Source organism: Haloterrigena sp. H1 (genome assembly GCF_005938085.1).
Lineage (GTDB): Archaea > Halobacteriota > Halobacteria > Halobacteriales > Natrialbaceae > Natrinema.
Window position 1 is genome coordinate 1 of the sequence record NZ_SMZK01000005.1, and the last position, 25,943, is coordinate 25,943.

At 64.3% G+C, this 25,943-nt stretch carries 24 protein-coding genes and 2 pseudogenes; 11 read left to right on the forward strand and 15 right to left on the reverse strand.

Annotated features, from left to right (window positions below; genetic code table 11):
* The 4 genes and pseudogenes from E2L06_RS20425 to E2L06_RS20435 all read right to left on the reverse strand — a co-directional run.
* Positions 1–846, reverse strand: a pseudogene (locus E2L06_RS20425) (adenosylhomocysteinase); the annotation flags it as partial.
* A gap of 269 nt (positions 847–1,115) precedes the next feature.
* On the reverse strand, positions 1,116–1,610 hold the full coding sequence (locus E2L06_RS22280) for a hypothetical protein (RefSeq protein WP_212750826.1): 495 nt from the start codon (positions 1,608–1,610) through the stop codon (positions 1,116–1,118).
* Entirely contained in the window at positions 1,607–2,221 is a 615-nt protein-coding gene (locus tag E2L06_RS20430) for a hypothetical protein (protein WP_212750828.1), read from the reverse strand. Before E2L06_RS20430 ends, E2L06_RS22280 begins: the two co-directional genes overlap by 4 nt.
* A gap of 200 nt (positions 2,222–2,421) precedes the next feature.
* A pseudogene (locus E2L06_RS20435) lies at positions 2,422–3,718 on the reverse strand (amidohydrolase).
* Positions 3,719–3,961: 243 nt separating this feature from the next.
* Here E2L06_RS20435 and E2L06_RS20440 point away from each other — a divergent pair.
* Both E2L06_RS20440 and E2L06_RS20445 read left to right on the forward strand, forming a co-directional pair.
* Positions 3,962–4,486, forward strand: a complete 525-nt coding sequence (locus tag E2L06_RS20440; protein WP_249361542.1) for a stage II sporulation protein M — start codon at positions 3,962–3,964, stop codon at positions 4,484–4,486.
* Positions 4,487–4,581: 95 nt separating this feature from the next.
* Positions 4,582–5,445, forward strand: coding sequence for a DUF4382 domain-containing protein (locus E2L06_RS20445; protein WP_138783205.1), 864 nt, complete (start codon positions 4,582–4,584; stop codon positions 5,443–5,445).
* 132 nt (positions 5,446–5,577) lie between these two features.
* On the opposite strand, the gene E2L06_RS20450 is transcribed toward E2L06_RS20445, so the two are convergent.
* Together E2L06_RS20450 and E2L06_RS20455 are read right to left on the reverse strand one after the other, a co-directional pair.
* Complete coding sequence (locus E2L06_RS20450; RefSeq protein ID WP_138783206.1) at positions 5,578–8,184, reverse strand: heavy metal translocating P-type ATPase; 2,607 nt, start codon at positions 8,182–8,184, stop codon at positions 5,578–5,580.
* Between the two features lie 191 nt (positions 8,185–8,375).
* Complete coding sequence (locus E2L06_RS20455; RefSeq protein ID WP_138783207.1) at positions 8,376–8,963, reverse strand: AsnC family transcriptional regulator; 588 nt, start codon at positions 8,961–8,963, stop codon at positions 8,376–8,378.
* A gap of 126 nt (positions 8,964–9,089) precedes the next feature.
* On the opposite strand from E2L06_RS20455, the gene E2L06_RS20460 reads away from it, so the two are divergent.
* Complete coding sequence (locus tag E2L06_RS20460; RefSeq protein WP_138783208.1) at positions 9,090–9,287, forward strand: heavy-metal-associated domain-containing protein; 198 nt, start codon at positions 9,090–9,092, stop codon at positions 9,285–9,287.
* A gap of 291 nt (positions 9,288–9,578) precedes the next feature.
* Here E2L06_RS20460 and E2L06_RS20470 read toward each other — a convergent pair whose 3' ends face one another.
* Positions 9,579–10,976: a permease gene (locus E2L06_RS20470; protein WP_138783210.1), complete on the reverse strand. Its 1,398-nt coding sequence runs from the start codon at positions 10,974–10,976 to the stop codon at positions 9,579–9,581.
* 406 nt (positions 10,977–11,382) lie between these two features.
* On the opposite strand from E2L06_RS20470, the gene E2L06_RS20475 reads away from it, so the two are divergent.
* Positions 11,383–11,757 carry an SHOCT domain-containing protein gene (locus E2L06_RS20475; protein WP_138783211.1) on the forward strand — a complete coding sequence of 125 codons (375 nt, stop codon included), beginning with the start codon at positions 11,383–11,385 and terminating at the stop codon, positions 11,755–11,757.
* Here E2L06_RS20475 and E2L06_RS20480 read toward each other — a convergent pair.
* Entirely contained in the window at positions 11,749–12,024 is a 276-nt protein-coding gene (locus tag E2L06_RS20480; RefSeq protein ID WP_138783212.1) for a hypothetical protein, read from the reverse strand. The two genes, E2L06_RS20475 and E2L06_RS20480, sit on opposite strands and share 9 nt — an antisense overlap.
* A 144-nt stretch (positions 12,025–12,168) precedes the next feature.
* Here E2L06_RS20480 and hisG point away from each other — a divergent pair, with 144 nt between their 5' ends.
* Positions 12,169–13,029, forward strand: coding sequence for an ATP phosphoribosyltransferase (gene hisG / locus E2L06_RS20485; protein ID WP_138783213.1), 861 nt, complete (start codon positions 12,169–12,171; stop codon positions 13,027–13,029).
* 22 nt (positions 13,030–13,051) lie between these two features.
* On the opposite strand, the gene E2L06_RS20490 is transcribed toward hisG, so the two are convergent.
* Complete coding sequence (locus tag E2L06_RS20490) at positions 13,052–13,459, reverse strand: hypothetical protein (RefSeq protein WP_138783240.1); 408 nt, start codon at positions 13,457–13,459, stop codon at positions 13,052–13,054.
* A gap of 408 nt (positions 13,460–13,867) precedes the next feature.
* Positions 13,868–14,428 (reverse strand): TATA-box-binding protein, encoded by a 561-nt coding sequence (locus tag E2L06_RS20495; RefSeq protein ID WP_005554970.1) that lies wholly within the window; start codon positions 14,426–14,428, stop codon positions 13,868–13,870.
* Between the two features lie 346 nt (positions 14,429–14,774).
* On the opposite strand from E2L06_RS20495, the gene E2L06_RS20500 reads away from it, so the two are divergent.
* The gene (locus E2L06_RS20500; RefSeq protein ID WP_138783214.1) at positions 14,775–15,887 is read left to right on the forward strand and encodes a THUMP domain-containing protein; all 1,113 of its coding nucleotides are present in this window, start codon (positions 14,775–14,777) and stop codon (positions 15,885–15,887) included.
* Here the strand turns inward: E2L06_RS20500 and E2L06_RS20505 are convergent.
* The 3 genes from E2L06_RS20505 to E2L06_RS20515 all read right to left on the reverse strand — a co-directional run bounded on the left by E2L06_RS20505 (position 15,881) and on the right by E2L06_RS20515 (position 18,584).
* A complete protein-coding gene (locus E2L06_RS20505) occupies positions 15,881–16,318 on the reverse strand; it encodes an acyl-CoA thioesterase (protein WP_138783215.1) in 438 nt (145 codons plus the stop codon). The genes E2L06_RS20500 and E2L06_RS20505 overlap by 7 nt on opposite strands.
* 121 nt (positions 16,319–16,439) lie before the next feature.
* Entirely contained in the window at positions 16,440–17,447 is a 1,008-nt protein-coding gene (locus E2L06_RS20510; RefSeq protein ID WP_138783344.1) for an AAA family ATPase, read from the reverse strand.
* A gap of 39 nt (positions 17,448–17,486) precedes the next feature.
* Positions 17,487–18,584 (reverse strand): DUF4179 domain-containing protein, encoded by a 1,098-nt coding sequence (locus E2L06_RS20515; protein ID WP_138783216.1) that lies wholly within the window; start codon positions 18,582–18,584, stop codon positions 17,487–17,489.
* A gap of 325 nt (positions 18,585–18,909) precedes the next feature.
* Between E2L06_RS20515 and rnz the strand changes: the two genes are divergently transcribed.
* The 3 genes from rnz to E2L06_RS20530 all read left to right on the forward strand — a co-directional run bounded on the left by rnz (position 18,910) and on the right by E2L06_RS20530 (position 23,700).
* Positions 18,910–19,851, forward strand: a complete 942-nt coding sequence (rnz, locus tag E2L06_RS20520; protein WP_138783345.1) for a ribonuclease Z — start codon at positions 18,910–18,912, stop codon at positions 19,849–19,851.
* Between the two features lie 277 nt (positions 19,852–20,128).
* Complete coding sequence (locus E2L06_RS20525) at positions 20,129–21,628, forward strand: PAS domain-containing sensor histidine kinase (RefSeq protein ID WP_138783346.1); 1,500 nt, start codon at positions 20,129–20,131, stop codon at positions 21,626–21,628.
* A 95-nt stretch (positions 21,629–21,723) separates the two neighbouring features.
* On the forward strand, positions 21,724–23,700 hold the full coding sequence (locus tag E2L06_RS20530) for a DUF460 domain-containing protein (protein ID WP_138783347.1): 1,977 nt from the start codon (positions 21,724–21,726) through the stop codon (positions 23,698–23,700).
* A 21-nt stretch (positions 23,701–23,721) separates the two neighbouring features.
* On the opposite strand, the gene E2L06_RS20535 is transcribed toward E2L06_RS20530, so the two are convergent.
* Both E2L06_RS20535 and E2L06_RS20540 read right to left on the reverse strand, forming a co-directional pair.
* Positions 23,722–23,982, reverse strand: a complete 261-nt coding sequence (locus tag E2L06_RS20535; RefSeq protein WP_138783220.1) for a hypothetical protein — start codon at positions 23,980–23,982, stop codon at positions 23,722–23,724.
* Between the two features lie 66 nt (positions 23,983–24,048).
* Positions 24,049–24,228, reverse strand: coding sequence for a hypothetical protein (locus E2L06_RS20540; RefSeq protein WP_138783221.1), 180 nt, complete (start codon positions 24,226–24,228; stop codon positions 24,049–24,051).
* A 144-nt stretch (positions 24,229–24,372) separates the two neighbouring features.
* Here E2L06_RS20540 and eif1A point away from each other — a divergent pair, with 144 nt between their 5' ends.
* Positions 24,373–24,663, forward strand: a complete 291-nt coding sequence (gene eif1A / locus E2L06_RS20545) for a translation initiation factor eIF-1A (RefSeq protein ID WP_138783222.1) — start codon at positions 24,373–24,375, stop codon at positions 24,661–24,663.
* 134 nt (positions 24,664–24,797) lie between these two features.
* Positions 24,798–25,910, forward strand: a complete 1,113-nt coding sequence (locus E2L06_RS20550; RefSeq protein WP_138783348.1) for an alanine--glyoxylate aminotransferase family protein — start codon at positions 24,798–24,800, stop codon at positions 25,908–25,910.
* The last annotated feature ends 33 nt before the right edge of the window (positions 25,911–25,943 follow it).

Here is a 25,943-nt window from a genome sequence, read left to right on the forward strand (position 1 = left end):
TCACGGTTGCCCGTCGTCGTCAGGAAGACGTCGCCGACTTCGGCGGCCTCGGCCATCGGCATCACGTCGTAGCCCTCCATGTGGGCCTCGAGCGCGCGGCGGGGCTCGACCTCAGTGACGATGACGTTCGCGTTCTGGCCCGCTGCCTTCTTCGCGACGCCCTTGCCACAGTAGCCGTAGCCGGCGACGACGACGTTCTTGCCGGCCCACGAGAGATTGGTCGTCATCGCGATGGAGGCCAGCGAGGATTCGCCGGTGCCGTGGACGTTGTCGAACAGCCGCTTCATCGGCGTGTCGTTGACCGCGAAGACGGGGTAGTCAAGCGCCCCGTCGTCGTCCATCGCGCGCAGGCGGTGGACGCCGGTCGTGGTCTCCTCGGCACCGCCGATGATGCCGTCGATCAGTTCGGGGTAGTCCTCGTGGATCGCCGCGACGAGGTCCATCCCGTCGTCGACGGTGATCGTCGGCTCGTGGGCGATGACGGCCTCGATAGCCTCGTAATACTCCTCGTCGTCGACGCCGCGTTTGGCGTAGCTGGTGATGTTCTCGTGGGTATCCAGCGCCGCCGAGACGTCGTCATGAGTCGAGAGCGGATTACAGCCCGTGACGGCGACCTCCGCGCCACCTTCCGCGAGCGTCTCGACGAGGATCGCCGTCTTCGCCTCGACGTGCATCGCCATCGCGATGCGCTCGCCCTCGAAAGGCTGGTCGGCGACGAACTCTTCGCGGACGTGCTCGAGAATCGGCATGTGCTGGCGGCCCAGTCCATCTTCCGGCGTCCCTCCGCGCGAGCGGACTCGAGATCGTCCAACTGCTCGCTGATCGGGGATACGCAGTATCGGTCATAGATCGATTGAGTGGGAGCGCGGCAAAAACGCTACCGAACCGCTCCGGCGGCCGATTTCTGCCGGCGGTTCGATCGTGGCAGGGGTGACATGTCTCGAGCGGGTTCGAAATAAACAGCGAAAACGGTGGGTGAGTCGTGATTACTACGTGCCTGATCGATCGGGGTGGCCACGGTTCGGTGGCGAGCGCCGCGATCGTGGTTCAATACTGGCGATAGCTGACGGACCGTACGCCAGCGTCAATCCTTCGACCGACGGTCGAGAGCGATATCAGTTCGGACCGGCGTGGCTGGGTGGGCCGCCGCCGTTTCCGTTATTTCCGCTGCTACCGCTGCCGCTATCGTCGCTGTCGCTGTCTTCGGTGTCGTCGTCGTCGCTGTCTTCGGTGTCGTCGTCTTCGCTGTCTTCGGTATCGTCGTCGTCATCCACATCGTCGCTATCAGTCGGCGGGCCCGCGTGTTCCGGTGGCCCCCGTTTGTCGTCATCGTCGTCGTCAACGTCCTCGCTGTCGTCGTCAGTCGGCGGACCAGCGTGTTCCGGTGGGCCTCGTTTGTCGTCTTCGTCTTCGTCATCATCGTCGCCCGGCGGGCCAGCGTGGCCCGGTGGACCGGCGTGGTCCGGTGCGTTACCCGGGTTGTGCTCGACGACAAAGTTCGCGATTCGAAGGCCACGCGTCGTGTCAGAGTCGGATTCTGCCTCTTGCTCCTCGGCGAACGCGGAGACGAGCGCGCCGAAGTTCTCGTACTCGGCTGCCTCGAGCGTCACCGTCGTCTCAGCGGATTCGCTGTCGGCCGTCGCGGTGATGGCGACCTCGACGCTGTCGTTCCCGACGGCGCGGACAGACTCACCGTGCCGTTCTCGTCCGTCGTGTACGTGCCCTCGTCAGTGTAGGACACGTTCTCGTCGACGGTCGAGACGTTGACCGTCGCGTTCGGAGCGGCAGTGTCGTTCTCCGTAACCGTCACGGTGACGTCGTCATTGTTCTGTTCGACGGAGATGTCGAGCCCTTCGGATTCAGTCTCGGTCGTCGGCTCGAGCATTGCCACCGTCGTCCCCGAAGCGTTTCCGGACGACGCGTTGACTGTCACGTTGACTGTCGTCTCGGGAGCAGAGAGGTCGAGCGTGCCGTTGGTGTCAGTCGTCCCGTTTGCGGCATACGAGACGTTCTCGTCGAGGCTCGTCACGTTGACAGCCGCGCCCTCGACCGTCCCGTTCTTGGTGGTCTCGTTTTCAAATGCACTCTCGTTCCACGTAACCGTCACAACGGTGTCGTCGACGGATACGTTCAGCTCGTCTGTCTCATCGGGCGATACATCAGTATTGGCTGCTGCTGCCGCCGACACTGTTCCCAGCGGGGCGGCCACAGACAGGATCATCGCGGTAGCCAACGCCACCACGACAATCGATTTTGCTTCATCTCATCCAAGAAATTCAGGCATTCATGAATAAAGCCACCCGGCAGTTCTCAGTGTTTTCCGGATCCAGAAAACTAGTAGAAAATAGTTTTTTAGAGTTTATAGCAACTTCTGAGCGTTCAGTTTTCGTTCACCAGCCTGAATGGAAGGCGGCCCAGAGATCAGTCTTCAGCGCGGGCGATCAGCGCCTCAGCCGCCTCGAGCGCTCGCTCACGAACCGCCGTTCGTCCAGCGTCAGCACCTCGCGGTCGCGCATGAGTACCTGTCCGTCACAGACGGTGTGGCGGACGTCCGACGCCGCGGCCGCGTAGGCGAGGTGACTGACGAGGTCGTGCGGCGGGGTGAGGTGAGGTTGCTCGAGGTCGATTACGGCGAGATCGGCCGGCGCACCAGCCTCGAGCCGGCCCGACTCGAAGCCGATCGCGTCGGCGCTGCCTCGAGTCGCCATCTCGACGACGGCCTCGGCGGGCACCGCGCTGGCGTCGTCGGCCGCGAGTTTGCCGAGCATGGCCGGTCGCGGGCCTCGTCCAGCATGGAGAGGTCGTTGTTCGAGGCCGCGCCGTCGGTGCCGAGCCCGACGGTGACGCCGGCCTCTCGCATCCGCTGGACGGGGGCCATCCCGCTTCCCAGTTTCATGTTCGACGCCGGGCAGTGGATCACGGCGGTCCCGGCCTCCGCGAGCAGGTCGATCTCGCGGTCGTCGACGTGGACGCCGTGGGCGACGAAGTCCTCGGGCTCGAGCATCCCGTGCTCGGCGGCGTACTCGAGCGGCCGCTGTCCGTGCTCCTCGACGATCGGCGTGACTTCGGCTTCGGTCTCGTTGGCGTGGTAGTGAACCGGGATCCCTGCCTCGCGCGCCTTGGGGATGAACTCCTCGAGATACTCGCCGCCGACGGTCGTCAGCGAGTGAGGCTTGAACGCCGTCGAGATCCGACCGTCTGCCGCGCCGTCGTACTCGCGGGCGATCTCGAGGCTCGTCTGGGCGTCCTCGCGGGCGGCCTCGTCGTCTTTTCCGACGGTGACGATACCGTGACCGAGTCGCGCCCGAACGCCGGCGTTCTCGACCGCCGCGGCGACCTCGGGGACGTGAAAGTACATATCCGCAACGGCAGTTGTTCCGGATTTGATCAGCTCGAGCAAGCCGAGTTCGGCACCGATGCGGACGTCCTCGGGGGTCATCTCGCCTTCGGCAGGCCAGATGTCCTCCTGAAGCCACGCGTCGAGCGGTTTGTCGTCTGCGTACCCCCGCAGGAGCGTCATCGCGACGTGACAGTGGCCGTTGACGAATCCCGGCGTCACGAGCGAACCGGCAGCGTCGAGCGTCTCGTCGGCGTCGGCCGCCAGTTCGGGGGCGATCTCGCGGATCTCGCCGGTGTCCTGATCGACCAGTACGTCTGCGGTTGTCACCGTCAGATCGGGCCGGAGTACCTGTCCGTCGGTGATCGCAAGTGTCGTCATTAGATTGGGGTTCTCGCCGGGCGGCCTTAGCCTGTCGATGACCCGCGACGAGCCGAGCCGCGGGGTTTATGGAACAGTTCGACAATATGAAACTATGGACAATCGGACCCAGCGCGAGCGCGACCGATCCAACAGCGGCTATCCACCCGTGCCGCGCTCGCCGACGCGTGGGACGAACACAGCCGATACGTCGGCTTCGCCGCCGGCCTGTTCGCGGTCGGGATCGTCGTCGGCATCGCGCTCATGATCGCCGGCTACAACTTGCTCGAGATCATCCAGGAGGTGGTCGGCGAGCCGCTGTTTCCCGACATCAGCGACCGGAGCCGGCTCGAACTGGCACAGTTCCTGCTCGTCAACAACAGCCGGGCGTTCCTGCTGTCGATCCTCGGCGTCCTGACGCTCGGGCTCCTGACGGCTTGGGCGATGGTGTTCAACGGGATCATCGTCGGGAACGTCGGTGCCTTTATCGCCGGCAGCGTCGGCGTCGGCTACATCCTCGTCGGCCTGTTACCTCATGGCATCTTCGAGCTCCCCGCGCTCTTTATTGCCGCCGGCGTCGGCTTCCGGCTGCTCTACCGCGTCGGCCAACGGATTCGAGGGTCCCGCAGTTCAATCATCACGAAACGCTATCTCTACCGGACCGGGCTGCTCGTCCTCGCGGGCTGGCTCTTGCTCGTCGTCGCCGCCGTCGTCGAGGCGTTCGTCACGCCTGCGCTGCTCGAGACGCTGTTTGCCGACCGGCTCGAGGCGATGGGGTCATCCCCGTAATCGGGGCCGTTTATCCAGTTTATAAGCTGTTGAACGGTCGTAAACGGATCGAATCGTCGTCCCCCTTTTTCTCGAGATGGTGACTGTGCTCGGATATGAACAGACGCACAATCCAACTCGTATTGGTGGCAAGCCTCGTCGCCATCGCCGGCTGTGCCGGTGGGATGGGCGGCAACCCGGGAACCGACGCGCCGACTGACGACAGCTCGATGACGGACTCGAGCGGCGGGACGGGAACGGCCGCGTTCTACGTCAGCGACGAGCCGAGCGTGATCGACGACTTCGAACACCTCAACGTGACGATTACGAAAGTCGGGTTCAAGAAGACCGACAACGTGACCGCCGACGCGACGAACGAGACCGACGGTAACGTCACCGATGGCAACGTCACGGAGGCCGAGTCGGACAGCGCCGGCAACGAATCGACGACCGAAACGCCAACTAACGAGACGGCCGAGAACGACAGCGAGGACAGTGCGGCCGACGAGCAGTGGATCGAGCGCGAGGTCAACGAAACGACCGTCGACCTCACCGAGCTGAAAGGCGCGAATGCATCCATGATCGACGAGTTCGAACTGCCCGCCGGTGAGTACGAGACGGTCTTCATCTACGTCAGCGACACCGAGGGCGTCCTGACCGACGGCACGGAGACGCAGGTGAAGCTGCCGAGCAACAAGCTCCAACTGCACACGACGTTTACCATCGGGAACAACGAGTCGGTCGACTTCGTCTACGACATCGCGCCCCACAAAGCCGGTAAGAGCGGGAAGTACGTCCTCAAGCCGGTGATCAGCGAGAGCGGAACGGGCGACGAAGTCGAGATCCACGACATCGACGAGCAGAAGCCTGACGAATCGACGGACGGTGAGCAGCAAGACGACACGACGGGAGACGAAACCGAAGCAACGCAGGCAAAAAGCGGCGGACAGCAGCCCACGGACACACCACAGCAGGGCTAACGCGACCGACAGCCGTCACAGAACGCACGGAGTGGGCCGTCGACACTAACAGCGGTGGCACCTCACTCGCCACCCGAATCGAACGCTATTTTGCAGGCAGATCGACAGCGCAGAAGCAGTCGGCTCGAGCCGTCAACGCCGGAGCCACCCGAACAGCCGGTAGTCGTGGTCGGGCGTGTACCGGCGGAACAGCAGGCTGTTCGAGAGGACCGACACCGACGACAACGCCATCGCACCGGCCGCGAGCACCGGCTGGAGCAGGCCCAGCGAGGCGAGCGGGATCATCGCGGTGTTATAGCCAAGCGCCCAGACGAGGTTCTGCTTGATCTTGTCCAGCGTGGCCTGCGAGATCCGGATCGCCTTCACCACGTCGAGCGGGTCGTCGCGCATCAGCGTTACGTCCGCTGCCTCGATGGCCACGTCCGTCCCCGACCCGATGGCGGTACCGACGTATGCGACCGCGAGCGCGGGCGCGTCGTTGACGCCGTCGCCGACCATCATGGCCTTGCGACCCCCGGACTGGATGTCTTCGACCGCGTCGGCCTTGTCCTCGGGGAGGACACCCGCCCGGACGTTGTCGGGGTCGATCCCGACCCGTTCGGCGACGGCGCGGGCCGTCCGCTCGTTGTCGCCGGTGATCAGCATGACGTCGAGGTCGCGCTCCTGCAGAGCCGCGACCGCGTCAGCCGAACTGTCCTTGACCGTGTCGGCGTCCGCGACCACGCCCGCGACCGCGCCATCGACTGCGACCAACATCGCGGTCTTGCCCTCGTGCTCTAAGCGTTCCATCTCGTCGGCTGCAGGCGCAGGGTCGACGCCCTCGCTCTCGAGCAGCCGCCGATTCCCGACCAGCACCTCGCGACCCTCGACGGTCGCCCGGACGCCCTGTCCAGGGACGTTCTCGAACTCGTCGGGGGAGGCGGGCTCGAGACCGCGTTCCTCGGCACCCTCGACGATCGCCTGTGCGAGCGGGTGTTCGCTGTTGCGCTCGGCGCTGGCCGCGAGGCGGAGCACTTCGTCACCCTCGAGCGGCGCTCGAGTCGCCACTGCGCCGCCGTCGGTCGCCGGTTCGCCACCGTCGGTCGCCGCCCGATCGCCCTCGAGGGCGACCACGTCGGTCAGCGTCATCTCGCCGGTCGTCAGCGTCCCGGTCTTGTCGAAGACGACGGTGTCGACGTCCTTCGCGCGCTCCAAGACGTCACCGCCCTTGAACAGGACGCCGTTTTGTGCGCCGAGGGTGGAGCCGACCATCGTCGCCGCGGGCGTTGCCAGCCCGAGCGCGCAGGGGCAGGCGATCAACACGGCGGAGGCGAAGACGACAATCGCGAACTCGAACGTCGAGAGCGCCGCCGGGCCGCCGCCGACCAGCCCCCACAGCGGCAACGCGCTGACGAAGCCGGCCAGCGCCTCGGGGAAGAGGAACCAAATCAGTCCCCAGAACGTCGCGTTGAGGATGACTGCGGGGACGAAGTACGCCGAGATGCGATCGGCGAGATTCTGAATTTCTGGCTGGCGCGCCTGTGCCTCTTTGACCGTCTGGACGATCCCCTGTAGCGCCGTGTCCTCACCGACTTTCGTCGCCTCGACGACCAGCACGCCGTTCTCGTTGATCGTCGACCCGATCACCTCGTCGCCGTCCTCCTTCTCGACGGGGACGGACTCGCCGGTCACCATCGACTCGTCGACCGCGGACTGGCCGTCCACGACGACGCCGTCGGTCGGGATCTTCTCGCCCGGCCGGACCTTCATCCGGTCGCCCACGTCGACATCCTCGAGTGGCACCTCACGCTCGGTGCCGTCGTCGTCGTCGACCAGCGTGGCCGTCTCGGCCTCCATCTCGAGCAGCTTTCGCAACGCATCGCCGGCCTGGCCCTTCGAGCGGGCCTCGAGGTAGTTGCCCAGCGTAATGAACACGAGGATCATCGCGGCGGTGTCGAAGTAGAGGTTCCCCGCGAGGAGGTCAAGCAGGACGACGAGGCTGTAGATGTAGGCCGTCGACGAGCCCAGTGCGATCAGGACGTCCATGTTGGCGGTCCGGTTTTTGACGAGCGCCGTGTACGAGTTCGCGAGGAACTCGCGGCCGAGCACGACGTAGACCGGCGTCGCGAGCAGGAACTCGACCCAGCCGAAGGTCACGCCGAAGACCGTCTCAGGCAGCAGCTCCCCGCCGAGCAGGAACCGATTCGCAAGGAAGAACAGGAACGGGGCCGATAGCACCGCGCCGAAGAGCGTCAGCCGAAGCTGCTTGCGGATCTCGGCCTGTCGGGCCGCGTCGCGGCGCTCCTGGTCCGACTGCCCCTCGCCATCGTCGCCCTCCTCCTCGCGAACGGGCATGTAGCCAGCGTTCTCGATGGCTGTGTACAGCTCCTCGAGCGAGGCGTCGACGGGGTTGTGCTCGACCTGGGCCTCGTCGGTCGCGTAGTTGACCTCCACGTCGATGACGCCGGGGACGGACTCGAGTGCCGTCTCGTTGGCCTCGGCGCAGTTCGCACAGGTCATGTCCGTAATGCCGATCGACCGGCTGGCACGGTCGGCGTGGTAGCCGGCGTCATCGATCGTCTCGTAGATCGTGGCGAGTGACACCTGCTCGGGATCGTACTCGACGGTTCCCTCGTCGGTAGCGAAGTTGATACTCGCCTCGTGTACGCCATCTGTGGACTCCAGGGCACTGTTGATCGACTGCGAACAGTTCGCACAACTCATGCCCCGAATATCCAGGTGTGCGGTCCGGGTACTCATTAGTAACTACTAAGGAGTGGTGACTTACCCTCTTTACTGGTTAGAACGCAAAGTTTCGAGCCGTGATTTCTTTCGAGTCGTAACTCATACTGCCAGACAGAACGACGTGCAGCCGGTCGCGACTTCGCGGCCGTCCCCAGTGACGGCCGCACACATGCGACCGGCGTCGTCGTGACTGCTGTCCAGTAGTATCACGCGGCCTCCTCGAGCCGGTCGTACCGCTCTTCGAACCGGCCTCGACAGGATTGACAACAGAAATGGTACACTTCGCCGTCGATGCGGGTCGACTCGCCTTCGCTGTCGACGGTGTTGCCACACTCCGCGCAGGTGAGCGCGAACGCCGTCCCGTCGAGCGACGGTGTCCACTCGGCGTCGTCGATCAGCGTCACGTCGTAGTCGACGCCGTCGACGGGAAACAGTCCCTCGAGCCACTCGTGGACCCGCTGGAGTTGCGCGCGCGCGTAGAACCAGCAGTCACCGTCGGCGGTGACGAACACGTGTTCGACCGCGTCGGCGTCGACGAGCGCTGCCTTGCAGTCGGCGACAGTGCCCGGCGGAACGGTCGCGCGCACGAACACCGGAACGCCCGCCCGAAGCTGTGACTGGTCGACATCGACAGTGAAGCCGTTGATGACGCCCGCCGCCTCGAGGCGCTCGACGCGGTCGGAGACGGCCGGCCCGGAGAGGCCGACCGCCTCAGCGATCTCGCTGTACGGTCGGCGAGCGTTCTCGGCCAGCAACCGCAGGATCTCCATGTCTGTTTCGTCGAGGTCGCGCATACAGACGGGTGGTGCTCGATAGCAAAGAGTGTAGCGGCAGCTACTTTCGGGTCGAAAGTTTCGGTCGCGCTCGGTTTGGAATCGAAAGTAGAAATGTACAAAGATCGGGTGTCCATACACGGCCGTATGAGCCAGACGATCACCGTCGAGGGGATGTCGTGTGAACACTGCGAACAGAGCGTCGAAGAAACGCTCGCGAACGTTCAGGGTGTCCAGTCGGTCGAGGTCGACCTTGACGCAGCGCAGGCGACCGTCGAAGGTGACGCGGCGACTCAGGACCTCGTCAGCGCGGTCGACGAGGCCGGCTACGACGCGTCAGCGTAAGTACCGCCTCGAGTCGGTCACCGACCGGACGATCAGACAGCGTCCACTCGGTGGGACGGTGATACTGCCGGACAGAACGACGTGAAGATCGGTCGCGGATTCGCGGCCGTCTCCACCGGTGACGGCCGCAGCAGAGCGACCGACTTCGTATTGACTTCTGTCCGACAGTATGAGAAGAGCGCTATAGTAGCAACTGAAACGATTTACACACCGATCGCACAGTCGTCGTGCGATCGGGTGTGCAGTAACGTTCAGTGGCTACGATAGTTTTTCAGCGGAGCGCAGCGGGAGTCAGTGATTCTCGTGTGACCGGTCGGCATCCGAAATGCGCGGAGAGGTGTCCGCGAATTGGGCAGGTGCATCCTCGAACGCCCGCTTGCAGGCAGTCGAACAGAAGTAGTACGTCTCACCGTCGTGTGTGGCGCTCGGGCCGTCGACATCAGTTCGCATCCCACAGACCGGATCGCGGTACTGGCCGGGTGCACCGAGTCCATGGCGATACACGTACAGGAGGAAGCCGGAAAGCGCGAACGCGACGAGGTTGAGGTGGAAGGTGTAGTTGACCGCGAAGTACGTCTGCTCGGTCGCCGTCTCGCCGCCAGCCAAGTTCGGGACGATGCCGAGCGCGTCGAAGAGCAACTCCATGAGGAACCCGGTGAAGGCCATCGTCACGAAGAAGACGCCGAGGATGTAGAGCATGACCGACCAGCCGTAGTACTTCCGGTAGACGTTCAACACTGGGATGGTGATGAGATCGGCGTAGACGAACGCGATGACGCCGGCAAAGCTGATGCCGCCGCCCCAGAGCGCGACGGCGAACGGGACGTTTCCCATGCTCCCGACGAAACTGATGACGGCGATCGTGACGCCCATGATCGCGTTTTCGGCGGTGATTAGGAGCCCATCGCCCTCGAGGAACAGCGCGTTCCAGACCCACTGCGGGACGAACACGATGACGAACCCCGAGATGAGAAAGCCCGCGACGATGTCCGTCCAGATCATCGACCACTCCTTGCGGTACTGGTTCCCGAGTTGGTACCAACCACCCCACGAGCGGAGGTCGTCGTACCACGCGCCGCTGCCCGCCGTCTGCTGACGGTAGGTCTCCAGACAGCCCTCAGAACAGAACTGCAGCGTCTCACCGCCGTCGGTGACGATCGTGTGTTCGTCGGACCCCTCCATGCCACAGGTCGGGTCCACCATGGCGCCGTGATCGTGGTCCTGGCGGGTGAGTTCCGTGCGAACGTCGTCGAACAGCGTCTCCGGGAGCGTCAGCCGGACGATAAGCGCCATGACCGCGATGAGGACGAGCCCACCGAGCAGTTCCGCGACGAGGAACTCCCAGCCCAGCAGGATCAAGATCATCAGGCCGAGTTCGACGATGAGGTTCGTCGAGGCGAACATGAACGCGAGGAAGTTCACCACGTGTGCGCCCTTCGCGAACAGCCCCTTGCCGATGGCGACCGCACCGAAACTACAGCCGCTACTCGCCGCGCCGAACGCCGTCGCCATCGCGAGACTCGAGAGGTCGTCGTCCCCGAGCACCCGCGCCATTCGTTCCTTCGAGACGTACACCTGGACGAGACTCGTAATCGTGAGTCCCATGATGATCGCCCAGGCCGCCGTCCAGAGGAATCCGAGCCCGATCCGGAGCGACTCGAGAACCCCTTCGAGAGGTGGCACCACCATACATAGTCTATCGGATGGATCGGCTATTGCGATTGCCCTTCGAAAATCGGCATCGTTGGCCCCTCAAACGACCGATTCGAAAGTGATCGACCCTGTAGGGTTAGGATAGCAGCGTGAGGACGATCGATATCTCGACGCGCCAGTACGGAGGTTTCGAGGCGACCATCGCACACTCGAGACGCCGCTACAGACGGACACGACGCTGCATAGGACCGCGAGCACGTCGCGTACCCCCTCGAACGTCTGATTGTGACGACGTGCGATTCAATCGCGATAGTTGAATTGATCGGATCTAGAGATCGAAGTTTACTCTCCCACAGGCATTGGATTTGAAGGGAGAACTGCATTGACTTGGGAGGCCGTACACCTAATTGGAGACGGGACGCTCCGTCGCCGGTGAATGAACATGGCAACAGACACACGCGATACACGACTGGTCACAATCGTCCTCATCGTCATCGGCGCTCTCGTCGTGCTGCCGATGGTCTTCATGGGGTTCGGAATGATGGGCTTCGGGCCGATGATGGGCGGCATGTGGGGCCACGGAACCTGGGGTGGCGGAACAGTACCCGGCTGGATGCCCCTCGTCGCCGTCCTGATGCAACTGCTGTTCGTCGCCGCCATCGTCGGTGGCGGCTATCTCCTCTATCGAGCGGTCACTGGAACGGACGGCGACGGCGACCGCGCGCTCGAGGAGCTTCGCCTCGCGTATGCCCGCGGCGAGATGAGCGACGAGGAGTACGAACAGCGCCGAGAAGCGCTCGAGCGCGACTCACGCTGAGGGAGACTCGCCAGCGTGTGACGTCTCCAGGGCCGTCCCGTCGCGCGGACAGTACTCGTACGCCGGATCACGTGTCTGAAACCCACAGACGGGACACGTTCGAACCGGTGGTTCCGACGACTTTCGTCCCGACCTACCGAACAGAAACGGAACGAAGGGAACGAACAGAAAGACCGCGACCGTATCGAACCGCCACCAGAGGACGGCACTCACGAGGAGACTCCCCAGCAGTCCGACCACGGCGGTCGCGGTTCGCGACCCGAACATACGGTGGTCTAGGTGGTCGTCGATGAAAGGCACAGCGGATCGACGCCGCCGACCCACGGCTCGAGCGAGGTCCACGCCGTCGGCGACGCCGACCGTTTGCCCGGATGAAAAGACAATTCCCCACTGCAATCCAAACGGTGTCACATGCGAATCGCCGTTCCCAACAAGGGCCGCCTGCACGAGCCGACGATCGATCTCTTAGAGCGGGCGGGGCTCCATCTCGAGAACGGAGCCGACCGGAAACTCTACGCCGATACGGTCGATCCCGATGTCACTGTGTTGTTCGCCCGCGCAGCCGATATCCCGGAGTACGTCGCCGACGGCGCGGCCGATCTGGGGATCACCGGCTTCGACCAGGTCTGTGAGGCCCGCGTGGACAACGTCGCAGAGTTGCTCGACCTCGAGTTCGGGCGCTGTCGGCTCGTCCTCGCAGCGCCCGAAGACGGAGACATCACGTCCGTCGACGATCTGGCTGGCAAGATCGTTGCCACCGAGTTCCCGAACATCACCGCCGATTTCTTCGCTGACACCGGCGTCGAACCCGACATTGTCGAGGTCTCGGGCGCGACGGAACTTACCCCCCACGTCGAGATGGCCGACGCCATCGTCGACATCACGAGCACCGGTACCACGCTGAAAATGAACCGGCTGGCCATCGTCGACGAAGTCCTCTCGAGTTCGGTGCGGCTGTTCGGCCGCGACGACGTCCTCGATGAACCGAAAGTCGGGGAGGTCAGGACCGCGCTGTCCTCGGTCAAACACGCCGAGGGCAAGCGCTACCTGATGATGAACGTGCCACGAGCCGAACTCGACGACGTCCGCGACGTCATCCCAGGTCTTGGCGGCCCGACGGTCATGGACATCGCCGATGAAACGGACGGCGACGGGAAGGTCGCGGTACACGCCGTCGTCAACGAGACGGACGTCTTCGAGACGATCACGGACGTCAAAGCGGCCGGTGCGAGCGACATTTTGGTGACCGAGATCGAGCGTCTCGTCGAGTAATCACGGGCGAGCGCGGCGCGGATTATTGTACCGACTGCTCGAGCGACTCGGACTCGAGCAGGGATTCGAACGCCGAGACGTTTACCGCTGGCCCGACGAGGCTTCGCGCCCGGTCGTAGCGAACGATATCGTGTTCCTCGAGCAGCGGCAGATGCGTCCGACACAGCGAGACGTGGATCCGCTGGCGGAGCTGGTGGATCGGCGTCCCGACCGTGGGATCGTATTCGGCGTCGGCAAGTTGGGCGACGAGCCGCTGGACCGAAATCAGCTCGTCGGCTGCGAGCACGCAGCGAAGCACCCCACGCCGTCGGTCGTTGTCGACGATACGGTCGATCGTCTCGCGTGGGAGCGAACGGCGATCGATCACGCCGTCGTTACCGAGGTGAAATCGATCCGAAACGGCGAGCGATCGATCAGAGTTGATCGTCATGGGCACGTGAGAGTCAGCGACGAGACACCGGATAAACGGAGTCGGTCGTTTCACTTACTATGGCCCGATTCAGGCCAGTAAGCCGCTCTGCGGCCGGAATGAACGGTCGATAATCCGGATAAAGTAACGATTATTCGGGTGATCGATACGGAAGTGACTGCGAACGATCCTCGAGACAGTTCCGAACGGCGGTACGTCATCACTCTTGAAAAGTAGTAAAAGCGGACGGTCGCGGGTGCGTGACCGACGGCAGTCGGTCACCGGCGATACGTCGCTGCAACTGTCGGACAACAGTCCGTGGAGACCGTCGTAGCTCGCGTGCGAGCGGCGTGTGAACCGTGTTGGCCGGCAGTATGAACGGACTGACGCTGGTGGCGTCGCCTCGAGTGAAACCGAACGCGGACGGCGTTACTCGAGCAGCCCCAGATCCTCGAGGCGGGAGACGATCTTGTCGACGGCGTGCTCGGCATCTTTTGGCTTTTTGCCCCCAGTGATCACGAGTTTGCCCGAGCCAAAGAGCAGCGCGACGACTTCGGGTTCGTCGAGTCGGTAGACGAGGCCGGGGAACTGCTCGGGTTCGTACTCGATGTTCTCTAAGCCGAGCCCGATGGCGATCGCGTTCAGGTTGAGGTTGCGGCCCAGGTCGGCCGAGGTGACGATGTTCTGGACGACGATCTCTGGGTCTTCGTTGACCTGAATCTGGAGTTCACGAAGCTTGTCGAAGACGATCCGCAGGCTCTCGTGGACGTCGTCGGTGCTTTTCGCGCCGGTACAGACGATCTTCCCCGACCGGAAGATCAACGCGGCGGATTTGGGATTCTGCGTTCGGTAGACGAGACCGGGGAACTGCTCGGGGTCGTAATCGGCACCCTCGAGGTCCATCGCGACGCTCTGAAGATCGAGTTCCTGTCCGATACCGGTCGACGCCACCACGTTTTCGATGTTGATAGTGTCCTTCGGATCCGTCATTAGTCGCTTAAAAAGACGTATTTAAGGTTTATAAAGGTTGGTGCCGACACCTGATATATCCGGTTCATACACCGGTACCGGTCCAGAACGCCCTGATTTTTGGGTGCAGGAGATCAAACGCAGCGACACTCTCCGGAAAGCAGACAGTTACTGCCGGACAGACCGACGTGCAGTCGGCCGCAAATTCGCGACCGGCGCGTATTGACTGCTGTCCAGTAGTAAATGGCAAACGAGTGCCATGAGCCGCCGACGAACGGCAACACGGCGGGACGCAAACCGAAGCCGTAGTGGGGTGTCGTTTACGAAAAGCGGTAGGCTCATAGCCGACCCGAAGTGACCATCGACCGTGTATCTGCTCGAGTTAGGTGGCGAGGACGACGCGTTCGCGGCCCGTGAAGCGGCACACGCCGCGACCGGCGTTGCTCGAATCGCACCAGGACTCGCCGTCGCGAAGACGATCGTTCCCGAGCGCGTCCGTGGGCTCGCCTATACCCACCGCGCCAGCGAGCTGCTCGGCCGCGGCGACGCCGACATCGCGAGCGCTCGCGCGGTCCTCGAGACCGCACCGATCGAACGAGAGGGGACGGTCGCGGTGCGGGCGACCGACGTCCACGGCTCGAGCGGCATAAGCACCGAGCGCGCGGAGCGTGAACTGGGACAGATCCTGGTCGATCGCGGCTTCACGGTGGATCTCGACGACCCCGACCACTGTCTGCGAGTCGTCTTTGCTGAGGGGACATTCGAGAGCGGAGACGCCAGCATACTCGAACCGCTCGAGGGCGATGAAGGGACCACAGGCGAGCAGGTCTCGGCCAGTGCGATCGGCTGGCTCGCAGCCGAGAGCGTCCGCGATTTCGGGACGCGCGCCCCGACGGACAAACCCTTCTTCCAGCCCGGCAGCATGGATCCGCTGTTGGCTCGCGCCGTCGCGAACATCGCTGGTGCGCAACCAGGACGGACGATTCTGGACCCGATGTGTGGCACCGGCGGCGTCCTCGTCGAGGCCGGCCTCGTCGGTGCGGACGTGATCGGGACCGACGCGCAGGCGAAGATGGCCGAGGGCGCGCAGACGAACTTACGGCACTTCCTCGCGCGCGACGACCCCTCACCGACCGGCTGCGACCGCGGAACGTGGCACGTCGGCCGTGGCGATGCGACCAGACTCCCCTTGGTCGACGACGCGGTCGACGGCGTCGTCTTCGACGCCCCCTACGGCCGCCAGTCGAAGATCGATACCCACCGGCTCGAGGACCTCGTCGCGGGCGCGCTCAGCGAAGCTCGGCGGGTAGCCTCGCGAACGGTCGTCGTCGCCGATCGCTCGTGGGCGAGCGAGGCCCGGGCGGCCGGCTGGGAGATCGAGTCAGTCTTCGAACGCCGCGTGCATCGGTCGCTGACGCGATACGTGATGGTGCTCGAAGATCGTCACAGCGACGGCGACCCCGCCGGGCAGGGTCAGTAGTCGGCCTCGATCGCGCGCTGACGAAGCCGTTCACCTTCCTCCGTGTCGACGGTGAGATCGGGAACCTGAACCGGTGAGCCGTCCTCGTCGATCGCGACGAAGGTAAACGAGGATTCGGTCGTCTTTTCGGTCTCGCCGGTTCGTGGATTCTCGCGTTTGGCCCGTAATGCGACGTGGACGCTCGTTTTCCCCGCGTCGTAGACGTAGGCCTCGACCAGTGCCGTGTCGCCGATCTGGATCGGGCGTTCGAACGCGAGGCTGTTGACCTGTGCGGTGACGCAAGTCTCGCCGGCGAATCGCATCGCCGCCATGCCGGCGAGCTCGTCGAGCCACTTCATCAGGTTGCCGCCGTGGAGCGTGCCGTTGCTGTTCGCATGGTTTGGCTGCACGCGAAAGCGATTCTCGATGTGCGTCTCACGAACCGTTGGCATACAGCGTGTTCACCCACAGCGCGGAGAAAGGTGCTTCGATCATACTGTCGGACAACAGTCAGTGAACACGCGATCGCCGTGTGAATCGTGTCGTCCGGCAGTATCACGAAGCGAGAGTCGGCTATTCAGCGTTGCGACCCAGTTCGGCCAGCAAGTGTGAGACGTGGACGCGGTCGCTGGTCCCCTCGTGCATCTCGAACTCGACGTCGGCAGCGAGCCAGTGGACCCGCGCCAGTTGTGCCCCCTGATAGCGCGTACGGGCCACCTCGAGGATCGACTCGACGACCTCGGTCCCGTCGAGGCCCTCGTCGACGAGCAGGTCGTCGAGCGTCGACCGGGCGTCGGTGAACGCGCCGGCCTCGGCGTCGTCGAGCATCGACTCGATCTCGTCTTCGAGGCCGACATCGCCGAGCGTCTCGTAGGCCGCGCTCATCGTGAGCTCGCCTTCGTCCTCGACGGTCGTCTGGGCCGCCAGGATCGCCTGCCGGAGGTTGCCATCGGCGTAGCCCGCGACGAACTCGAGGCCGTCGGCGTCGTAGTCGACGCCCTCGCGCTCGACGATGCGCTCGAGGACGGTCACGATCTCCCCACTGGTCGGCGACGGGAAGGAGACGGGGAAACACCGCGAGCGGATCGGGGGGATGAGCTTGGTGGGCTGGCGGGTCGCGACGATGAACTGGGTCGTCCGGTGGTGTTGTTCCATGATCCGGCGCAACGCCTGCTGGAAGTCCTCGCGGACGTTCTCGGCGTTGTCGAGCAAGATCGTAGTGTAGCCGCCCGAGACGGGGGCGTAGCTCGCGGATTCTTTGAGGACGTGGTTGATCATGTCCCGTTTGGACATCGACGAGCGGCCGACGAGGAAGTGCTCGAACCGGGGGTCGTTCTTGATCTCGGTTTTGGTCCGCCCGAAGAAGTCGGCGACGTTGATCTCGACGAAATCGTTGTCCGGATCGGCGTGGGCCTCGCGGGCCAGTGCGCGCGCTGCGGCCGTCTTCCCGCTCCCGGGTGGCCCCTGCAGGAGGAGGTTGATCGGCTCTGCGACGGCCCGTTCGAGGTACTCACGAGCGTCGTCCTGTGGCAACTCGGCCAGCTCCGGGGCGTGGGTTTCGGTCCACAGCGGCGCGTCCATCGCCAGCGGCTAGGATCGGGGCGGGTAAGAATCGGTCGGTTACTCGTCGCCGTCACCGGACTCGTCGGCCACGACCCCGAACGTGAACGACGTCCGTACCGGCTCGCCCTCAAACTCGAGCGGCGACGCCGACTCGACGTCACCGGGGTCGCCCGCGTAGAGGGTCACCGTCAGTTCGTCGTCCGCGTCGAACGAGACGTCATCGTCTACGTCGACGGTGACGTTCTCGTGCTCGCCGGGCTCGAGTCGCTCGCTCGTCCCGACGACCGACCCGTCGCGCTCGAGTGCAACGACCCCCTCCTCGGGAATCGCCGCGGAGACCGTCACGCTGTCGTTGCCCGCGGCGTCGACCGCGACGTTCGGCTCGGTGTGGAACTCGAGGTCGATCCGACTGAGTTCGCCGTCGTCGTCGGTGAAGACGCCGATCGACTGGTTGCCAGGTGGCGCGCCGTTCGTCTCCGTCTCGAAGGTCACGTTCCGGACTTCGCCGGGCTCGAGTTCGAACATCTGACGAGCGAAGACGGCCCCGCCGATTCGAACCGCGACGGGCTGTTGGGCTTGGAACTCGGTCGGATTGCGGATCCGGGCGCTCACCGAGATCGTCTCGTTGGTGGTCGCCGACGACGGCGCGTCGATCGATTCGACGACGAACGAATTGCTACCCGCGCTGTCGCCGCTCAACACCGTCGCGGTGGCGCTGACCGGGAACCCGTCCTCGAGATAGGGCTGGTCCTCTTCGCCATCGGTTGTCTCGTAGGCGTAGCCCTCCTGGGAGGCCGTATCCTGATGGACTGTCGCGGTGAGCTGTCCGACGAGCTCGCGGGACGCGTCGTCCTCACGCTCGATGGTCACGTTCTCGTGGGTGCCAGCCTCGAGCCGATCTGAGACGGCAAGTGGCACGTCACCGCCGTCGGTGATGACGACGTAGCCGCCGTCCGAGAGGGTCACCTCCTGGATCGTGACGCTGGTGCCGTCGCCCCGCTGGTCGTCGAACGTGATCGACGCCTCTGGTGGTTCCTCGACGCCGAAGATGGCAGGTGCCTGCCCGACGAGGATCCCGGCTGCGATGACGATCGCGATCGCGATCACGATCGCGCCGATCCGCTTGAGCGTGCTGAACGTCACTCTCGAGCTCATTGGAGGTGTCGTCGTCCCGGTGTTCGGGTTCGACGACCGTAAAACGCGCCGACCGTTCGCAGGTCGGTGAGCCAGTCGAAGACAGGGGCACGATCCTCGGCCATCACGACATCTCAGCGACGGTACCTGCCGTCAGAAACGCGCGTTCAGAGACGACCCGCCCGATCCGCCGGCCAGTAAGCACAGCCGACAGGTCGTTTGGGCGACCCTACCACGGAAATAGGGGCTGGAATCCGCCCGACTCGAGCCGCTGGGAATGGAGATACAGCCCAGCGACACTCACGATCCGAAGCCGGTTTAGCTACGGCCCGCCGAGCATGGATCGATGCCACTGTGCGTGACGTTTCTGGGGACGGCCGGGGCGATTCCGACGACCGAACGGAATCCAAGCAGCGTCTTCATCGCCCGTGAGGGCGAGGGACTGTTGTTCGATGCCGGCGAGGGAACCCAGCGCCAGATGATGCGCTTTGGGACCGGCTTTTCGGTCTCGCACCTGTTCGTCACGCACCTTCACGGCGATCACGTCCTCGGGATTCCGGGACTGCTCGAGACGATGGCGTTCAACGATCGGACGGAGCCGCTGGCGATTCACACGCCACAGGGCACGCGTCGCCAGCTCAAGTCGCTGATCAACGCCCTCGGGAACCGCCCGGCGTTTCCCGTGCGGATCAACGAAGTCGGCGGCGGCGACGTCGCCTACCGTGCCGACGAGTACGAGGTGCGCGCGTTCGGCACCGACCACGACACCAACTCGGTTGGCTACGCGCTCGTCGAAGACGACCGTAAGGGCCGGTTCGACCGCGAACGCGCCGAGGAACTGGGTGTCCCTGTCGGCCCGAAGTTCTCGAAACTTCACGAGGGCCAGTCCGTCGAACTCGAGGACGGCACCGCTGTCGACCCCGAGCAAGTCGTCGGCGAGCCCCGCCCCGGCCGGTCGATCGTCTACACCGGCGACACCCGCCCCGCGGAGGCGACGATCGCCATCGCCGACGAGCCCGATCTGTTGATCCACGACGCGACCTTCGCCGACGACATGGCCGATCGGGCGACCGACACCGCCCACTCGACGGCCCGTCAGGCTGCCGAGATCGCCAACCGGGCCGGCGTGGACCGGCTCGCACTGATGCATCTGTCCTCGCGGTACGCCGGGTACACCGACGACCACGAACGCCAGGCCCGCGAGGTCTTCGCGGGCGACGCCGAGAACGTGTGCGTCCCCGACGACGGGCAGAAACTCGAGCTCTCCTATCCCGACGGCGACGCGTAACCGGTCCCGAACCGGCGGGCGACAGCGACCGTCCCACTGACGAGGGCCGACCGGAAAACCGATCGACACACTGCTCGCCGGCGGTCATCCGACCTCGGCACTAACTATCAGTGGCGGCGATAGCTCCTGATACTGATACTGATACGATCGCCCGAAGGCGAAGCGGATCCGTTCCAGCATGGCGCACAGATCAGCGCTTCCACCGCTGTGAGAGACGATATCACGTACGGCTACTTCCGTCAGACTTTTATCAACTAGTCGATGAGTGAGTTGGAAAATGACGGAGTCACCGCAGTACACCGCGACTGCGTTGCTGAACGCAGCGCCGGACGCGGTCATCACCGTCAACGAGGGTGGGGAGATCACGTACGCGAACGATCGAATTCGAGACCTCTTCGGCTACGAGCCCGCGGACATCGTCGGCGACCGCGTCGAGCGACTCGTGCCGAAGGACATCCGCGAGACACACGTCGACCAACGAGACGCGTTTCTGGCAAATCCGTCGCGGCGACCGATGGGCGTCGGCCTCGAGCTCAGGGGCCGCCACGCCGACGGATCGACGATTCCCGTCGATGTCAGTCTGAGCCCGATCGACACTGATGGTACCACACACGTCGTAGCAGTCGTCCGCGACGCGACCGAACGACGGGAACACCACCGACAGGTCACGAGGCTCCGCACGGCGACACGGGAGTTGATGGAGGCCGAAACGACGGAAGCGGTCGCCGAACTCGTCGCGACCGCTGCGACGAACCTCTTCGGCTACGAGAGTAGCGTATTCCGGATCGTCGAGGGCGGACGCCTCCTCCGGCCGGTTGCCCTCGCTGAGAGCGACGGGATCGACCTGGGCGAGCGACCGGACTACCCGATCGACGAGGAAACGCCGGTGACACGCGTCTACAAGCGAGGCGAACCGGAGTATCACGACGATGTCCGCGACCTCGACGACGGCTACGATCGTGGCGACGCCCGCGGGGCGATGTACATCCCCATCGGCGAGTACGGCGTGCTCAGCGTCCTCGAGCGCGCAGTCGGTGCCTTCGATCGGCCCGATCTCGACATCGCCTCGAGTCTCGCAGCCAACGCCGAGACCATTCTCGATCGCCTCCATCACGAACACGAACTCGAACGACAGATCGAACGCCTCGACGAGTTCAGCGGCGTCGTCTCCCACGATCTCCGGAATCCGCTGAACGTCGCCCAGGGTCATCTCGAGCTCGCCCAAGAGGGGAACGGGCAGGAGAACCTCGAGGCGATCGACGACGCACTCGAGCGGATGAAAACGATCGTCGAGTCGACGCTGACACTGGCCAGACAGGGCAACGTCGTCGGTGAGACCGAGCCACTGGCCGTCGACAGCCTCGCAGAACGTTGCTGGAAGCGGATCGACACACCCGACGCTTACCTTCGGCTCGAGGATCGGTTCCGCGTCGACGGCGACCGCGACCGTCTCGAGCACGTCTTCGAGAACCTCTTTTCTAACGCCGTCGCGCACGGTCGTCAGGACGATACCGAGCACGGCACGCCGGAGATTACGGTACGGGTCGGCCGACTCGACGACGAAGTCGGGTTCTACGTCGAAGACGACGGTCGCGGGATCCCCGCGTCGAAGCGAGATCGGGTTTTCGAGACCGGCTACACGGACTCAGCGGACGGTACCGGGTTCGGGCTGGCGATCGTCAGCCAGATCGCCAGCGCCCACGGCTGGCAGACGCGAGCGACCGAGGGTCGCGATGGCGGTGCCCGGTTCGAGTTCGCTGATGTCGAGTTCGCCTGAGCGACGATCGGACCTGTCTCTCACACGACGACCGCCGCCACGGAGCCACGCGAGGCCGCGCCGGATTTATAGCTGACTCGTTCCTAGAGGCTCCTGTGAGTACGCGAACGAGTGCGCTCGATGCGGTCGTCTTCGGTGTCGACATTCAGAGCGGTGACGTGCGCGGTGACGCGCCATCGTACGCACTGGCGGTTTACGACGGCGACGACGTCACCCGGGACGTCGTCTCCCACCGGAAACTCAGGCGGTTGATCGACGACGAGGAGCCGGCGATCGTCGCGACCGACAACATGTACGAACTCGCCGCCGACAAAGACCAGCTGATCCACTTTCTTGGCTCGCTGCCCGCCGAGACGCGGCTCGTCCAGGTGACGGGTGCCGAACAGCCCGAACCGCTGTCTCGCGTCGCGAAACGCCACGGCATCCCATACGGCAAAGAGCCGATGAAAGAAGCCGAGGCCGCGGCCCGGCTGGCCGCCCACAACGTCGGCCACGAAGTGTCGGCCTTTACCGACACGACGGAGGTCAAGGTCTCCCGGGGGCGCTCGACCGGCAGCGGCGGCTGGAGCGAGGATCGCTACACCCGCCGCATCCACGGCTCCGTGCGGAAACGGGCCCGCGAGGTCGAGTCCGCCCTCGAGGAGGCGAACCTCGCATACGAGCGCGACGTCCGCGAGGCCTACGGCGGCTTCGCCAACGCCGTCTTCACCGTCGAAGCGCGACCGAGCGATATCCCCGTCTCGCGCAACCGGTCTGGTGACGTTCGCGTCGAGATCGAACGCGAGCGCCGCGACGGCATCGAATTCCGGCCGCTGGTCAAACGCCGCGATCACGTCATCGTCGGGATCGATCCCGGGACGACGACCGCCGTCGCCATCGTCGGTCTCGAGGGGGAGGTACTGGACGTCTGGAGTTCTCGGACCAGCGACACCGCCGAAGTGATCGAGTGGATCGTCGAGCGCGGCCGGCCGATTATCGTCGCGGCCGACGTGACGCCGATCCCCGAAACCGTCGAGAAGTTCCGCCGGAGCTTCGACGCCGCGGGCTGGACGCCCACGCGGGATCTGCCGATCGACGAGAAACAACATCGCACGCGCGAGCATCCGTACGAGAACGACCACCAGCGCGACGCGATGGCCGCCGCACTCTATGCCCTCGACGCCCACGAAGACCAGTTCGAGCGGATCGCCGCCAAGCTCCCGCCGGGCATGGATCGCGGCGAAGTCACCGCCCGCGTCGTCGCCGGCGAGGAGAGCGTCGAGGCCGTCCTGCGGGACCTGCGCGACGACGAGGGCGACAGCGACGACGACGCGACCGAACACGAACCCCGCGAACTCACCGCCGAAGAAAAGCGGATCAAATCCCTCGAGCGCCAGGTCGAACGCCTCAAATCACACGTCGATACCCTCGAAGGGCGCGTCGAGGACCGCGACGAACGGATCAACGAACTCGAAAATAGCCTCAGCGGAGCCCGCCGCCAGGAGCGCAAGGAAGTCCGCAAAGACCGCGAGGTGAGCCGCTTAGAGCGGAAAGCGAACCGGCTCGAGCGCGAGCGCGACGAGGCCCGCGAGACGGTCGAGCAACTCGAGAAGAAAGTCGAGCGGATGAAGGCCCTCTGGAAGCTCGATCACTCGAACTTCAGCGACGTCTCCGCGAAGAAAGAGGGGCTGGTCCCGGTCAAGGTCGTCGAGAAGTTCACGAAGGGCGCGATCCGCGAGGCCGACGACCAGTACGGCATCGCCAGCGGGGACGTGGTCTACATCCGGGACGCGAGCGGCGCGGGTCGGTCGACGGCCGAGCTCGTGGCCGAGTTCGAGCCCCGCGTGATCCTCAAAGACGGCGGCCTCTCGGAGATCGCCGACGAGATCCTCTTCGACGCCGAGATCCCGGTCGGTCCCGCCGACGACGTCGCCATGCAGGAAGTCGACGAACTCGCCGTCGCCCGCGAGGACGACGTCGAAGCAGTCATCGACGACTGGCACGAGCGCGCCGAAGCCCGGAAACGGGATCGGAAAGCCGCGATGGTCGACCAGCTCATCAGCGAGCACCGCGCCGGGAACAACGAGGTCTGACCGGGTTCGAGTCGCCGTCCGTTACGTCTCGGGACCGGCTTCTATCGGCGACAACACCTGTGGCACCTCCTCGAGGGCGACCTCCTCGGTCAGGTCCTCGGTGTCGTCGACCGGCCCGTTGATGAACAGCGCGTGGGTGATGAGCGCGATCGCGACGACGCCGAAGCCGACGATCGCAGCCAAAAACGAGACGGCGGTCGCGTAACCGATGAGCGCACCGAGCCCGAGGCTCGCTCCGATACCGCTCAAGACGAGGTCGTAGTACTGGAGCGTGTATTCCATACGGTCGATACGCGACGTAGGGGCAAAACGCTTGACCCGGTGTTCGAGTCGCGCTCGTTCGAGCGATCAGAACATCCCGAAGCTCTGGAGCATCCCCGAGATCAGGGATTTGACGACCAGTCCGAGGCCAGCGAGGATGAGGGCCATCCCCGCGGCGATCAAGAGACTCTCGTACGCGACGAGTGCGATGCCGGCGAGCAAGAGCACGATTCCGACGACGCCGACCGCACCGAGGTTTCGTAACATATCCACGCGTCGAGAGCCAAGCGAAATAAGCAGCGTGGTTCCACGTCCTGCTCGAGACGGCACACCGAGCTGGGACGGTCGCATCGGGTGACGGGCGGATCAAGACAATAAAGGGTTAAACCGCTTGAACGCGAAGCCGCGGCCATGAGCGACGACGGAGATGGCGGTCGGAAGAACCTCCGGATGCCCGAGGGCGACGAGGTCTTCGCGACCGTCACGAACATGCTCGGGGCGAATCGCGTGAAAGTACGCTGTGCTGACGGGAAAGAGCGCACCGCACGCATTCCCGGCAAGATGCAAAAACGCATCTGGATCCGCGAGGACGACGTCGTCCTCGTCGAACCCTGGGACTGGCAGGACGAAAAGGCCGACATCACCTGGCGCTACGAAAAGAGCGAAGCCGACCAGCTCCGTCGCGAAGGTCACATTCAGTAATCGACGCTCGTTTTGCAGTGCTTCGTCCGGGACGAACGCAGTTGCGAGAGTTCGACCACGCAACCCGGTTCCGGTGCGGTATCAAAAGTACCATACCACCTCGTGACCCAGTGGAGCGTACTTAGGTGGTTTCCGTGACCAAGAAACAGGAATACAAAGACGACTATCCCGACAAAACGCTGTATATCCCGGGGCCGACTGAAGTACGCGACGACGTCATCGAGTCGATGTGCGAGCCGATGTTCGGCCACCGCATGGACCGGATGACCGACCTCTATACGACCATCGTCGAGGACACGAAGGAGTTCCTCGGCACCGACAACGAGGTCGTCATCCTCACGGGTTCGGGCACGGAGTTCTGGGAGGCGTCGACGCTCAACCTCGTCGACGAGAACATCCTCGTCCCGACCTGTGGCAGCTTCAGTGAGCGCCACGCCAACGTCGCCGAGCGACTGGGCAAAAACGTCGACCGCCTCGAGTACGAATGGGGCCAGGCCATCAAGCCCGAGGACATCCGCGCGGAACTCGAGGAAAGCGATACCGACTACGACGTGGTCGCGACCGTCATGAACGAGAGTTCGACGGGCGTACGCAACCCAATCGAGGAGATCGGCGACGTGGTCGCCGAATACCCTGATACCTACTTCGTCGTCGACGCCGTCTCCTCGCTGGGTGGCGACTACGTCGACATCGACGAGCACAACATCGACGTGATCTTCGCTTCCTCACAGAAGGCCTTCGCCATGCCGCCGGGCCTGGCGATTTGTGTCGTCAGCGACGACGCCTACGAGCGCGAACTCGAGAAAGATTCGGCGTCGTGGTACGGCGGCTTCCAGCGCACGATCGACTACTACGAGCGCAAAGGCCAGACCCACTCCACGCCCGCGATCCCGATCATGCTGGCCTACCGCAAGCAGATGAAACACATGCTCGAGGAGGGCCACGAGGCCCGCGACGAGCGTCACCGCGAGATGGCCGAATACACCCGCGAGTGGGCCCGCGAACACTTCGATATGTTCCCCGAAGAGGGCTACGAGTCCCAGACGGTGAGCTGTATCGAGAACACGCAGGGCATCGATGTCGCGGAAACCATCGAGACCGTCAGCGAAGAGTACGACTTCGTCTTCTCGAACGGCTACGGCTCACAGCTCGGCGAGAAGACGTTCCGCATCGGCCACATGGGCGAACACGACCTCGAGAGCATCAAGGAACTCACCGACGCGATCGAGGACGTCGCCGGGTTGTAATCTGCGCTCGAGCGTTCGGTTTCGAATCGCCGG